Annotated in this window: 11 protein-coding genes; 9 read left to right on the top strand and 2 right to left on the bottom strand. The window is 52.0% G+C overall.

Annotated features, from left to right (window positions below):
- Positions 1–54: 54 nt before the first annotated feature.
- The 9 genes from FHT67_RS30520 to FHT67_RS14955 all read left to right on the top strand — a co-directional run bounded on the left by FHT67_RS30520 (position 55) and on the right by FHT67_RS14955 (position 11,215).
- Complete coding sequence (locus FHT67_RS30520; protein ID WP_167199429.1) at positions 55–1,284, top strand: helix-turn-helix domain-containing protein; 1,230 nt, start codon at positions 55–57, stop codon at positions 1,282–1,284.
- 332 nt (positions 1,285–1,616) lie between these two features.
- The gene (locus tag FHT67_RS14990; protein WP_243867237.1) at positions 1,617–3,869 is read left to right on the top strand and encodes a helix-turn-helix domain-containing protein; all 2,253 of its coding nucleotides are present in this window, start codon (positions 1,617–1,619) and stop codon (positions 3,867–3,869) included.
- A gap of 168 nt (positions 3,870–4,037) precedes the next feature.
- Complete coding sequence (locus FHT67_RS14985) at positions 4,038–5,630, top strand: extracellular solute-binding protein (RefSeq protein ID WP_167199423.1); 1,593 nt, start codon at positions 4,038–4,040, stop codon at positions 5,628–5,630.
- 32 nt (positions 5,631–5,662) lie between these two features.
- Positions 5,663–6,568, top strand: a complete 906-nt coding sequence (locus tag FHT67_RS14980) for an ABC transporter permease (protein WP_243711729.1) — start codon at positions 5,663–5,665, stop codon at positions 6,566–6,568.
- Positions 6,568–7,458, top strand: a complete 891-nt coding sequence (locus FHT67_RS14975) for a carbohydrate ABC transporter permease (RefSeq protein ID WP_167199420.1) — start codon at positions 6,568–6,570, stop codon at positions 7,456–7,458. The genes FHT67_RS14980 and FHT67_RS14975 overlap by 1 nt, the downstream gene beginning before the upstream one ends.
- 6 nt (positions 7,459–7,464) lie before the next feature.
- Positions 7,465–8,415: a sugar phosphate isomerase/epimerase family protein gene (locus FHT67_RS14970; protein ID WP_347880097.1), complete on the top strand. Its 951-nt coding sequence runs from the start codon at positions 7,465–7,467 to the stop codon at positions 8,413–8,415.
- Positions 8,415–9,092: a hypothetical protein gene (locus FHT67_RS14965; protein WP_208403293.1), complete on the top strand. Its 678-nt coding sequence runs from the start codon at positions 8,415–8,417 to the stop codon at positions 9,090–9,092. Before FHT67_RS14970 ends, FHT67_RS14965 begins: the two co-directional genes overlap by 1 nt.
- Complete coding sequence (locus tag FHT67_RS14960; protein WP_167199417.1) at positions 9,089–10,171, top strand: Gfo/Idh/MocA family protein; 1,083 nt, start codon at positions 9,089–9,091, stop codon at positions 10,169–10,171. The genes FHT67_RS14965 and FHT67_RS14960 overlap by 4 nt, the downstream gene beginning before the upstream one ends.
- Before the next feature lie 39 nt (positions 10,172–10,210).
- The gene (locus FHT67_RS14955; protein WP_167199414.1) at positions 10,211–11,215 is read left to right on the top strand and encodes a Gfo/Idh/MocA family protein; all 1,005 of its coding nucleotides are present in this window, start codon (positions 10,211–10,213) and stop codon (positions 11,213–11,215) included.
- Between the two features lie 99 nt (positions 11,216–11,314).
- Here the strand turns inward: FHT67_RS14955 and guaA are convergent, their stop codons facing one another.
- The gene (gene guaA / locus FHT67_RS14950) at positions 11,315–12,850 is read right to left on the bottom strand and encodes a glutamine-hydrolyzing GMP synthase (protein ID WP_167199411.1); all 1,536 of its coding nucleotides are present in this window, start codon (positions 12,848–12,850) and stop codon (positions 11,315–11,317) included.
- Positions 12,851–12,956: 106 nt separating this feature from the next.
- Positions 12,957–13,817, bottom strand: a complete 861-nt coding sequence (locus FHT67_RS14945; protein ID WP_167199408.1) for a polysaccharide deacetylase family protein — start codon at positions 13,815–13,817, stop codon at positions 12,957–12,959.
- Between the last annotated feature and the right edge of the window lie 366 nt (positions 13,818–14,183).

Below are 14,183 nucleotides of genomic sequence, written 5' to 3'. Positions count from 1 at the left end.
TACTTTTATGGTATAATAGTCAGAAAAATTGTACCGTTCTGAGGTGGGTATAACGTGGAGCAGACCATTTATTCACGCAATCTTTCTCAACTATGCAAGCTGATTCAGGAGAGCTGCTGCCTTCCCGTTTTTTACGCCCAGAACAAGCAGCCTTCCATAGACGCAGCTGCCGCAGCAGGCATTCCGTTAAGCCCCCTATTCCCCGATCTCGAAGGGCTGGCTCAATCGCTTCTCACGCCGGAGGCGGAATATCCTTCGATCCGAACAACCAACTTTTGGGAGCAGTTCATCATTATCCCCGTTAAGCATGAAGCCGAAAGCAAGGCTTTTATTATCGTTGGCCCCTCCATCGAGAAGCTCCCCCCGGAAGAGCATAGGGCCAAGCAGCTGAACGATTATCGGATCCCATACCGGGACAAGCCCAACTGGACCGCTTATTGGGAAAGCTTGCCCACGGTCAATAGGATGCGTCTGCTTCATACCTGCGTGCTCACCAACCTGCTCGTGAATCAAGAGACGCTGGAAATTACCGACGTGCTTGAATACAGCTTCAAGTACGCGCAGCCGCAAGCTTTCAAAAGGGATGTCGAACGGAACATATCCGCCCGCCGGGAGTCGCTTATCTTTCACCAAAGCATGATGGAGGAACGGAAGTTTTTTAATTTCATTCGGGTTGGAGACCCGGCAGGGCTGATCATCAAACTAGCCGAATTTTCTTATGAGGAAGCCGGCGTCTTATCCAAACGCAGTCATATCCGCAGTCTCAAAAACCTGGCGATTTGCGGTATCGCGCTAGGGATGCGGGCAGCTATTGAAGGAGGCTTATACGAGGAACAAGCTTACATGCTGAGCGATTTGTACATTCAGCAAATTGAGGAGCTTCATGACATCCAGACGGTGAAGGCTGCCATGGAGGGCGCGCTGCTGGATTTTGCGGAAAGGGTCAAACACAGCCGGAACCCTATTCTGTCTAGGCCCGTCAAGGCTTGCCGGGAATACATCTACACCCATCTCTACGAAGAGATCACGGTAGACAAGCTGGCGGCCGTATCGGGGCTGAATAGCGGCTACTTAATGCATCTGTTCAAAAAAGAAACCGGCCAAACCATCGCTTGCTATGTTCAAAAAGAAAGAATCGAAGAGGCCAAAAAGCTGCTCCAAATGACCGGAGATACCATCTCCTCGATTGGGTCCCGCCTTGGCTTCTACGATCAGGCGCATTTCATCAAAGTGTTCAAGAAGCACGCGGGAATGACGCCGAAGCATTACCGGGCTACTCTGTAGAAAGGATAGGGGTGTCACCTCAGCCATCGGCTTTGGGACACCCCTTTCATTTATACATGCAAAAAAAAAATTTAACAAAAACCGATCTTTGGGAAGGAGTAAAACCCGCCGATCCCCCCTCCGATCTCGTTATTACCGCAAGTTTCGAAAAAATCTCCCAGCGGGAATCGGCAAGCCGCTTCCTCATCTCTTTGCCTGTCCGAAACACTGCGATAACACAGGGCGAGTAACATGGACAAAAACAGGCTTTATCCAACCCAATACGAGAAAAACTACTCAACGTGTTACGGAAGGATTTGATTGAGATGCGAAATAAAAAATGGTTGAAACAAATGCTTTATTCCCATTTGGCCATCCTGTGCAGCTTTGGAGCTGCGATTATCTGCATCACATACGCCGTCACATACAGCGATCTGATTCGGGATACTAGGAAGTCAAACAGCGAGTATGCCAGCCATGTGGTCGACAGTATGACGACGTCCTTAAAGAATTTAGAACGGTCATTAGCCGGGCAGATAGTCAAAAACCAAGCAATCAACGATTTTTTTAACAATGACGGAGGCGACGGTGCAGCAAAACTGATCAACTATAACGCTTCCAACGAGATAGACAACATTCGCAACAACCCCTTGATTCATTCCGTGTATTTCTTCCGAAGCAAGGACCAGGAAGTGCTGACGGGTGGTTACATCACGAGCCTTTCCCGGTTTAATGACAATCGTTTCATCCTAGAATTGCAAAACAATCCCCCTGCCTCCCGGTGGTCGTCCCTCCGGACTTATAGCGAATTTCCTTTAATCGATCCTCCCGAGCGAATTATATCCATGACCCAAAAAATAGGATCCGAGGGTTGGATCATCTTGAATGTAAAGGCCGACCTGCTGCTGGCTGCTGCCGACAATCTCAGAACCCATTCCCGCAGCTTCATGAACATTTCGGATGACCAGGGGCTGCCCATTTATTCAACCGGGCCTGACAACGGCTCTACCAAGCTGTCGACCCGGATCTACTCCAATTATACGGGTTGGACTTTTTCGAGCGGGATATCCGGCGAGCACTTACTCGGACAAGCAGCCTTGTTGTCCTTGTATCCCTTGACCATCATTGTATTAACCCTGGCTGCCATCGTAGCGGTGATTCTGTATGTTACCCGAAGAAGTTATCGGCCCATCGAGCATATGATGACGAGGGTTTCTTCCTACCGCCAGGAGCTTAAAACCTCCGGCGACGATGAGTTTGCCATTCTGGAGCAGGCTTTCGACGATATGCTGATCCGGATGAATCAAATTGATCTTCAGGAAGCCGAGAACTTGCAGTACAGACGAAGGCAATTTTTCATCGAGCTGCAGGATTACGAGAACGTCGTCCCGGCCGAGGAATGGCAAAACTATTTTTCCTTGTTTGATCTTCCGAACAATGGCAGCCTGGTCATCGCCATTTTGGAAATCGATAAATACGTCCCTTTGATGCGCAAGAATCGTCAGAACATGCTCGATTCCAAGCAGCGGCTGGAAAAGCTGGCAGCGAAGTGGCCGAATTTACAGGCCCGAACCGTCGCTTATCATTGGATTTCAGCCGACAGGCTGACCCTGCTGATTGACGTTTCCCCGGATCCGGAGCACGGACCTGAAGGGCTTGATGAGCCGCTGCAAACCGTGGTTCATGCCCTCGAGCTGCTCCGGATCCGTTCCGAAAGCGAACTAGTGTTTACTACCACTATGGGTGTCGGCTCCCCGGTACCGGAGCTGCCGCAAATTAAAGAGTCTTTTGGCGAAGCCCTGACCGCCCTGCAATATAAAATGACCGCAGGCAGCAATCGGATTCTCGTATATCCGGACATAAGGGACCGGGAGGAATCCGTTAACCCGCTTTATTTCAAGCGGGTAGAGGATTTAGTTCACCATTTCCGGATTCAGCAGCTGGAATGGAAAAACGATTTTTCCCGGATCTTCGATCTTCTGGAGGACCAATTGCTGAAGAACGAAGAAATGCAGCTCCTCTTCAATTATCTGACGCACCGCTTCGCACGGGAGATGGAGGATACCTCGCCAACGGTCAATGAATATTGGCATATGGTTATTTATCCCCGGATGAGCGAAGCGCTCAAAGAAATGGAGGAAACCCCTGAAATCCGGATGTTGTTCAGCGGGCTGCTTGATCAGCTTTACGAGCAATACAACGTTATGCTGGAGTCCAGAAGCAAAGATCACCTGATATACGAGGTCAGACAATATATTGAAGACCATTTCAACGACTTTGATCTGTCCCTGAAATCCATAAGCGACCGCTTCGGCATTAACGGGAAATACGCCAGCCAATTGTTCAAGGAAAAATTCGGGGTTAAGTTCGTCGATTTTCTAATTGGGCTGCGGGTAGATCAAGCGCAAAAACTGCTGCGGGAAACCAACGATTCGATAAACGAAATTTCGCGGCTGGTTGGCTATGAGCACGTCATTTCTTTTGGAAGAATATTCAAGAAAATGGTTGGCTTGTCTCCCGGCGATTACCGCAAGCTGATGCGGAACGCGGAGAGTCAGGCTGGCCCCATAAATAAGCCAAATGCCCTTCAGTCCGGCCGCGTATAGCTTTTTGCATGCTGTCTGAATAAGGTTTATTTGCTCCAATGGCGCCTCGCGGGCGCCATTTCTGCTCTTTTGTATAGGCCGCGGAAACTTGTAAATTGTCTCGCTTCACCCACTCAGGCTATAACGGAATTGCAACTCCAAATTTTATGGCGAGGTGAAAAAAGGTTTATGAGAAAAAGAGCGTTGAGCTACGCGTTGTTGGCCGCCATGGCTATCGGCTTTTTGGGCGGATGTTCGTCCGGAAGCGGAAACGAAGCTGATGGCGCGGCGTCCGCGGATGCGGGCAAGGCAGATACGGGTAAGCAGGTAACCTTAAAGGTCGGCATTTTCGACCGCGGGAATGCTCCCGCGGGGTACACAGCTACGGATAACTATTGGACGGACTACGTTCAAAAAAATTTCGGCGATCCCAACCATATTAAAGTGGAGTTTGTTCCGATTCCGCGCAACGATGCCTCCGACAAAGTCAATGTCATGATGACTAGCGGCGACGCGCCGGATATCGTATTCGCCAGCACCAACGTACTGACGCCTTATGGTTACGCCAAGGATGGCGGTCTGCTTCCGCTCGATTCGCTTATCGACCAATATGGTCCGAACCTTAAAACGTATTTGGGGGACGCGCTGGACGTCGGCAAGGTTGACGGGGTGCAATATTCGATTCCCGGACGCCGCGTCAACACGGGCAAATACGAAAACCTGATCCGCAAGGATTGGCTGGACAAGCTTGGCCTGCCGATGCCCCAAACCACGGAGCAGGTGTATGAAACGCTGAAGGCTTTTAAAGAAAAAGATCCGGGACAAACGGGCGGTAAAGTGATTCCTCTCGGCTTGTCTCTGACGCCGGCCTCCCTTGAACCGATCGTCTGGTCATTTATTCAGGACGGCCTTACGGACGAGCAGCGCTACACCCTGTCGGAAAATCTCGGTTATCCGCTGCTGCTGCCTGGACATAAGGACGCCGTGAAGTTTTTGAACAAGCTCTACAATGAAGGCCTCGTCAGTCCCGACTTTGCGCTTGATAAAGATGAAAAACAGGTCTTCCAGGATGTCATGAACGGAAAAGTCGGCATGTACAGCGATAACTTGGGCAATGCCTACGCGGACAATCCCGGCATCGCCAAGGTACTGACGCAAAACGTTCCGGGTGCGAATCTGGTTCCTGTTGACCCTTACACCAACAATGCCGGCAAGCACTTGAAGCCGGAATATGATCCTACAGGCTTCTTCCTGATGGTTCCGGCTTCCAGCAAACGCGGCGTTGAAGCCATCAAATATCTGGACTGGATGGCTCAGCCGGATGTGCTCTTAACGCTGATGAACGGCATCGAAGGCGAAGATTATACGATGGTGGACGGTTTGCCTCAGCGCGTACAATCGGACGAAACCAGCAAGCGGATGTTTAATTCGGCGGATATGGCCATGATTACGCAGGGCGAGGATTTCGGCAGCAACGAGAAAAACTGGGCCGCGGCCGCGGCTGCCGTGCCGGAGCCATTCCGGAAGAGTGTGATCGACGCTTACAAAATGTCGCTGACCGACACGACCCGTTATGCCAACTTCACCACGCCGATCGAAGCGGAAAACAAATATATGCCGGCGCTGAGAGACAAATATGATCAGCTTATCGTGAAAAGCATTATGGCCAAACCTGCAGACTTCGACAAGGTTTACGAAGATCTCCTTAAAGATTATATGGCAAGCGGCGGCGATGCCATTGTCAAAGAACGCACGGAAGCCTACAAAGCAATGGAGAAATGATGGCTGTCTAATCAAACATGTGGAGGCTCGGAATGAAACAACTGTGGCTTTACTTTTTGCGGAATTGGCAATTGTATGTCCTGCTGCTTGGTCCGGTCGCCTATTTTCTAGTCTTTAAATACGGCCCGATGTACGGCATCCTGATTGCTTTTCAAGATTTCAACCTCTTCAAAGGAGTGATGGGCAGTCCCTGGGTCGGGTTCGACGTGTTCCGCGAGGTTTTTGGCATGAGCGCCTTTTACAAGGCGCTCCGGAACACTTTCATGCTGAATCTGACGGACCTGCTTTTTTCGTTCCCTGCCCCTATTCTGCTTGCGCTGCTCCTTAATGAGCTTAGCCGGGCAAGGTTCAAAAAATGGGCACAAACCATCTTGTATCTGCCTCATTTTTTATCCTGGGTCATTATCGGCGGCATCATGCTTCAAGTCTTCGCTACCAATACGGGGATTGTTAATCTGCTGCTGGGACATCTGGGCATTGATCCGATCCCGTTTCTGACCAATAAATACAACTGGCTGATCACCTATCTGGTTGTAGGAGTGTGGCAAAGCGCAGGCTGGGGAACGATCGTTTATCTGGCGGCCATTACAGGCATCAATTCCGAGCTTTATGAGGCTGCGGCCGTGGATGGAGCGGGACGTTTCCGGAAAATGTGGTCCGTTACGCTGCCGGGCATCCGGCCGACCGTTGTGGTGCTGCTTATTCTCAAGATCGGGGAAATCGTGCAAATCAGCTTTGACCGGCCGTATGTTATCGGAAATGTTAGCGTTCTGGATTTCTCGGAAGTAATCAGCACGTTTGTCTATAAGACCGGGGTTCAGACGGCCGACTTCTCCCTCGCAACAGCGGTGGGGCTGTTCCAGGCCGTGGTAGGCATCATCCTGCTGCTTGCGGCAAATCGGATCGCGAAGAAAATAACGGGTAACGGAGTGTTCTGATGAAAGCTATAAACCCTAGACGGACCGTTCCGTCGGCAGCAGGTGTATTCGAACTCATTAATATAGGGATCATCACCGTGCTGGTTATTTTGTGCCTGGCCCCTTTGCTTCATATCGCCTCCATGTCGCTTAGCTCCAACCGGACTATTCTTTCCGGAGAGGTAACGGTGTTCCCGCTCGAAATCAATTTCGAAGCTTATCGGAAAATTTTCCAGGATGCTTCCATGATCCGTTCGCTTCTGCTGTCGTTGGGATTGACGGCGAGTTATACCGCCTTGTCCATGCTGATGACCGTGTTTGCCGCTTATCCGCTCTCCAAGCGGCTGAAGGGCGGAAAGTTCGTCATGTTCCTAATCGTATTCACGATGTTTTTCAGCGGCGGCACCATTCCGGATTATCTGCTGATCCGGGGCCTGCATTTGACCAATCATCTCGGATCGCTGCTGCTGCCTGCGATGATTAATCCGTTTTTCATGATCATTCTTATTACTTTCCTTCGTTCACTGCCCGGCGGGCTGCTTGAAGCCGCCGAAATAGACGGCAGCAGTCATTTCCGTACCCTGACCCGGATTGTCCTGCCGCTTTCGCTGCCGGCACTGGCGACGCTCAGCTTGTTCTACGCTGTGGGCCGCTGGAACGGGTTCATGGACGCCTTGATGTACATTACGGATCCGAAGCTGTACCCCATTCAGCTGAAGCTGTATCAGGTTGTCATGAACAGCATGACCAACGATCCTTTGTCGATGCAGGGCGATCAGGTCGTTTCCGTCTTGCCCGAAAGCATCAAAGCGGCAAGCATTATGTTTGCCACGGTGCCGATTCTGCTTGTTTATCCCTGGCTTCAAAAATATTTTATCTCCGGCGTCATGATCGGGGCCGTAAAGGAGTAGCGCAAAGTGAGGAACAAAGGCGACTTTTCGTTTTCTACTTGCTGGAACATTAAGAAACATCGGGATGGCAAGGCGATGCTGGAAGAAATCATGGAGCTCGGCTTCCAACATGTCGAGTTGAATTATAACGTCACGCGGGAGCATCTGGCCACGATCGAACCGATGATCGAACGCGGCACCATCGGCGTATCCAGCGTTCACCATGCTTTTCCGTTCATTGACGACAAGGATTTCGACACGGATTCGCCCATGCTTGGTTATGAAGAGGAGGACAAACGGAGACGGGCGGTCGATCTGCTTAAGCAATCCGTTGAATATGCCGTCCGCTACGGCGCGAAAGCCGTCGTGGTACATCCCGGCGAGGTCGCGTTTCAAGGCAACATCGACGCCCGGCTTAAAGAGATTTACAAGAACCAGGGCAGAGACTCGGAGGCTTACGCTGCGCTCTGGACAACGATGCTGGAGCAAAGGCAAAACCAGGCTCCGCAGAACCTGGAACGCATTCATCGCAGCCTGGAGGAGATCAGCGATTTCATCGGGCAGAGAGGCTACAAGGTAGCCATCGGCATCGAGACCAGGGCACGCTGCTACCAGATTCCGACGCTGCGCGAGGCCGAGTGGCTGACCAGCCGCCTGAAGGGCAGTCCCGTCGGGCTTTGGTACGACATCGGCCATGCCATGATGATGGACCGCATGGGGTTGTACGAGAACCTGCGCGACCTTCAGGAGCTTGACCTGCCTCTCGCCGGCGTGCACATTCATGAAACGATCGGGCTATCGGATCATTGGTGTCCTTATGTCCACAGCGGGAATGACGATTTCGATGTTTTCCTGGATACGATCCGTAAGGCTCCTGTCCGGGTTTACGAGCTGAAATCCGCTTGTATGCCCGAGGAGATTGAGCAAAGTCACAATCAAATCATTAACAAATTACTTACTTTGGAGGGTCAAGCCTAATGATGAATACGCAGTGGATTTCCAAATACGCGCCTTATATTTATTTTGACGACAACGAGCCTTTCTTCCCTGTCCGCGTCGGCGTTACCGTGCTGGAGGAAGCGGGTCCTTCTCCTTCTACGCGCAGAACCTTTGCTTTCGACGAGCCGGACCTTAAGTATATTATCGAATATGCCATTTATTGGGATTACGATATTCAGCACCTGTACGAGCTGGAGCATGTATGGGTTTATGTGGGGCAGAACGACGAGGTCCTTGATTGCGACGCCAGCTTCCACGGCAGACATTTCAAAGGGCTTCTGCGTGACCGCAGCAACCTGGTTGACGGCACCCATGTCAAGCTGTACTCCCAGCCGGGCAAACATGCCTTCCTGCCTCAGGCGGACATGTTTTATCTGCTGCCGGAGTTAATGACCGCAACGGATGAATATGCGGGAAGACGCGGTCTGCTGATTACCGGTCCGTTCGATGGGGTTTATTCGACGGATGACGAAACGGATCGCAAAGTAGAGCTTTATTTGCAGAGCTTCCGATTCAAGCCTGCCATGGAATTCCGGGAATACCGCATTGATCCGGCGCTGTACGCCACTTGGGAGCAGCTTCATGCCGAGGTCCCCGTCCGAATTAAGGAGAGACTGGCCGAAATTGATGAATTTCTGGGGGGAAATGGGAAATGAACAGACAACTAAAAGTCGGAATCATTGGCTGCGGAGCTATCGCATTTGGCAAGCATTTGCCTAACTTGAGCAAACAAGAGGCCGTTGCCATTACGGCTTTCGCAGATATGGTGACCGGGAAAGCCCGGCAGGCTGCCGAAAAATACGGAACGACGGACGCTAAGGTTTACAGCGATTACCGGGAACTGCTGGCGGACTCCTCCATCGACGTTGTGCATGTTTGTACGGCAAACGATGCCCATGCCGAAATTTCCATCGCTGCACTGGAAGCAGGCAAACACGTGATGTGCGAAAAACCGATGGCCAAAACCGCTGCCGATGCCCGCCGCATGGTGGAGGCCGCCAAACGCACAGGCAAAAAACTGACCATCGGCTTTAACAATCGGTTCCGGCCGGACAGCCAGTTTTTGAAGCAGGTTTGCGACAACGGCGATCTTGGCGACATTTATTTCGCCAAAGCCCACGCGCTGCGCAGACGGGGCGTTCCCACTTGGGGCGTTTTCCTCGACAAGGACAAGCAAGGCGGCGGCCCGCTTATCGACATCGGTACCCATGCGCTGGATTTGACGCTGTGGCTCATGAACAATTACGAACCCAAGGCAGTCTTGGGAACGACTTATCAAAAGCTGGCTAACCGCAAGGGCTCGGCTAACGCGGGCGGAGCTTGGGATCCCGGCAAATTCACGGTAGAGGACTCGGCGTTTGGCATGATCGTCATGAAAAATGGCGCTACGCTGATGCTGGAGTCCAGCTGGGCACTGAATATGCTGGATACGCGCGAAGCGTTATACACGCTTTGCGGCACGGAAGGCGGCGCAGACGTGAAAGAGACGCTTCGAATTAACGGCGAAAAATACGGCCGTCTCTACGCCAATAGCATCCAATTCGACGTCAAAGGCGCGGATTTCTTTGACGGACGCAAGGAAAGCATGCATGAGCGGGAATGCCGGATGTGGATCGAAGCGATCCTGAACGATACGGAACCGGTCGTATTGCCTGAGCAAGCCTGCGTAGTCTCGGAAATTATCGAAGCTATTTATGAATCCAACCGTACCGGCGAGGCCATTTATTTTGATTGATAGAGCTGATAGAGCCCTGCCATAAGGAGGTTTTGAGAGATGATCAACGTAGCTATATTAAGCTTTTGGCATGTCCATGCCAAGGATTACGCCCTCCAGGCCGAGCAGCATCCGGAGATGGTGATCAAAGCGATCTGGGACGAGGACCCGGACCGCGGAGCCATGCAGGCTGAAGCGCGGCAGGTGCCCTTCTATGCGGATTTGGAGGAACTTCTCTCCAATCCGGAGATTGATGCCGTTATTGTCGCGACTCCAACCTCGATGCACCGGGATGTGATTCAGGCGGCGGCTCGTGCCGGCAAACATATTTTCACCGAAAAAGTACTCGCCGCAACCATTCGGGAAGCCCAAGAAATTGCGGACACCGTGCAAAAAGCAGGCGTCAAGCTGACCGTTTCCCTCCCCCGGCTGAATGCCCCCTTTGCCCAAGCCGCTCAGCAAGTGGCCGCCAAAGGACTGCTCGGCAGACTTACGCAGGTCCGGGTAAGAATGGCGCACAAGGGAGCGCTGTCGGAAACGGGATTGCCTCCTTACTTCTACAGCCTGGAGCAATGCGGAGGCGGCGCCATGATTGACCTGGGCTGCCATCCGATGTATTTGACCCGCCTCTTGCTGGGCATGCCGGAGAGTATCGTCTCAAGCTACGGTTATGTGACGGGGAGAGAAGTGGAAGACAACGCCGTCGCCGTATTGAGTTATGCGGACGGAGCCGTGGGCATCGTCGAAACCGGCTTTGTGAATCCGCTGTCCCCGCTAACGCTTGAAGCGCACGGCACGAAAGGAAGCATGGCCTTCAGCCTTGGGAATCGGAAGCTGATCGTGGCCAGCGTGGACAACGGGGACAAGCCGGTGATAGAGTGGCCGCTGCCGGATGCCCTGCCTTCGGATCTCGAGCAATGGGCTTTTCATATTCAGCAGAACACGATAAACACGCAAAATCTGGAGATGGCTCTTGACCTGTCCCGTCTCATGGAAGCCTCCAACCTCTCAGCCAAACTTGGCAAAGCGGTAGAGCTTTCGCAGCTGAAAACAGTGGAAGCTTGAAATGCGCTCGTGGCGCAGTAAGCAAAAAGACGCCGGGATTACTCCCGGCGTCTTTTTGTTTATTTCTCGGAAACTAGGAAGGAATCCGTCTTCCTCAGCCTACTCCCACTCGATTGTTGCTGGCGGCTTGGACGTTACGTCGTAGACGATACGGTTAACGTTGTCCACTTCGTTAACGATACGAACGGAGATTTTCTCGAGCACGTCCCAAGGGATACGCGCCCAGTCGGCTGTCATGCCGTCGATGGACGTTACCGCGCGGATGCCGACGGTGTACGAATACGTACGAGCGTCACCCATAACGCCAACGGACTTCATGCCAGGCAGAGCCGTGAAGTACTGCCAGATCTCGCGGTCTAGGCCCGCTTTTGCGATCTCGTCGCGCAGAATCGCATCCGATTCGCGAACGATGTGCAGCTTCTCTTCCGTTACTTCGCCCAGCACGCGGATCGCAAGACCCGGGCCCGGGAACGGCTGACGCCATACGATTTCGGCAGGCAGACCGCATTCTTCGCCGACTTTACGAACTTCGTCCTTGAACAATGCTTTCAGAGGCTCAACCAGCTTGAACTTGATGTCTTCCGGCAATCCGCCAACGTTGTGGTGGGATTTGATCGTTTGAGCCGTAGCCGTACCGCTCTCTACGATATCCGTATACAGTGTGCCTTGTGCCAGGAATTCGAAATCAGCAAATTTAGAGGATTCTTCTTGGAAAACATAAATGAATTCGTTGCCGATGATTTTGCGTTTTTGCTCAGGGTCGTCGATGCCTTTCAGCTTACCGAGGAAGCGCTCCTTTGCGTCGATCTTGACCACATGCATATCGAACTTGCCAACGAAGGTTTCCATTACGCCTTCCGCTTCGCCCTTACGCAGCAGGCCGTGGTCAATGAACATGCAAGTCAGCTGGTCGCCGATCGCTTTGTGAAGCAGGATCGCGACAACGGAGGAGTCAACACCGCCGGACAAGGCGCACAGCACCTTTTTGTCGCCAACTTGGTCGCGGATTTCCTGAATGGTATCTTCGATAAACGATTCCATCGTCCAGCTGCCTTCGCAGCCGCAGATGTTATACAGGAAGTTACGGATCATTTCGTTGCCATACACGGAGTGACGAACCTCCGGATGGAATTGTACCGCAAAGAATTTACGGTCAGGGTGGCTCATAGCAGCGATTGGAGCATGCTCGGTGCTTGCGTCGACGCGAAAGCCCGCAGGCGGCTCGACTACAAGATCGCTATGGCTCATCCACACCGTTTGACGCGCGTCCAGGCCTTTTGCCAGGTGGCTGCCTTCCGCAAAGTCCACTTCCGCTTTACCGTACTCGCGTTTGCCTGCGCGCTCTACCTTGCCTTCGAGCTGATGCGACATCATTTGCATGCCGTAGCAGATACCGAAGATCGGTACGCCCAGATCGTAAATAGCCGGATCTACCAACGGGGAATTTTGTTCGTATACGCTTGCCGGTCCTCCCGAGAATACGATGCCTTTCGGCTGCAGTTCGCGGATCCGTTCTACCGGCGTGTTAAATGGCAGCAGTTCGCTGTATACGCCCAAGTCGCGGATGCGGCGCGCGATCAGCTGGTTGTACTGTCCCCCGAAGTCGAGTACAATAATAATTTCATTCTTGTTCATTACCGAGCCTCCCTCAATTAATGTAGTAATTATATATATAGCCCTTTGGACGAGTCAAGGTAGGGGAGCATGGCAAAACCCGATTTATGTCGACATTTCGGTGGCATTATTGCAAATGAATGAGATCCGGCACGGTTACGAGCTCCATATTCTTTTCCTTCAATTTGGCAATGACCCGTCCTAACGCTTTAACGGTCCCTGTCAAATCCTCGCCTTCACCACCCGCGGAATGCTGCAAAACGATACTGCCGTTCTTCGTTGCATCCATAATATTGGCATACACTTCGTCGGCGCTTAGCCCTTTCCAATCCAGGGAATCCACGTTCCAATTGATGATTTTTTTCTCCATGCTGGCCAGCCAGTTGATCTGACCCTCCGTCACCCCGCCATAAGGCGGCCTTACCAGTGACGGAAGATGGCCGATGTAGGTCTTGATGAGGCGGTCGGTTTTCTCGATTTCCTCTCTGAATTGTTCATCGGACAGCTTCAAATAGTTGGGATGGCTATAGGAATGATTGCCAATGGCATGTCCTTCGTTTACCATCCGCTGAAAAATATCCGGGTTCGCTTCAATCCGGTTGCCCACGACAAAAAAAGTCGCTTTGACGCCGGCCTTTTTGAGCTCGTCCAGCACCAGCGGCGTAAAGGTCTCGTCCGGACCGTCGTCAAAGGTCAGCGCCACGCGCTTTTCCATGGAGCTGCCCTGCAGCAAAAACGTGCTTTTGTACTTCTCGCGGAGTTCCGCCAGCGTCAGCGGCTCGTCCTTGCGGACGGCATCCTCCGGGCCGCCTACCAGCTCCGGTGTATCGTCTTCATTCTGTATTTGAATCGGCATTTCTTCCTCGGAATACGCATTAGGCTCAGGCAGCGCGTTCCTGCCCTGCTCCTTCTCGCGATGACTGGCGCAGCCCGCTAGCGCAGAAACAAGCAGAATGCTGGTTACGAGAGCCGCAAATAATCGAAGCATTGGAAAATCCCCCTTCTGTACGTAATCATGCTGTAGATTTCCATTTTATTAGCATGGCAACTGGCGAAGAGAGTATACATGCGGGCGGGAAAGCAACTTACACAATCGGCTTAAGGTCCCTGAGGGACTTTAAGCTGCAAAAGTAGCAGCCTCCTTTTAGTGTTAAGGTCCCTAAAGGGCCTTAACTTCTTCAAACTAGTCATTTGGATGCCGAATTTCGCGGTTTCGTGAGCTTTAAGATCCCTGAGGGACCTTAAACTGCAAAAGTAGCGGCTTTCATTTAGTGTTAAGGTCCCTAAAGGGCCTTAACTTCTTCAAACTGGTCTTTTGGCAGCCCAATTTCGCGGTTTCGTGAGTTTTAAGGTC

This window comes from Paenibacillus sp. BK720, from assembly GCF_011761545.1.
GTDB lineage: Bacteria > Bacillota > Bacilli > Paenibacillales > Paenibacillaceae > Pristimantibacillus.
This window is presented reverse-complemented; position numbering and strand designations above follow the sequence as displayed.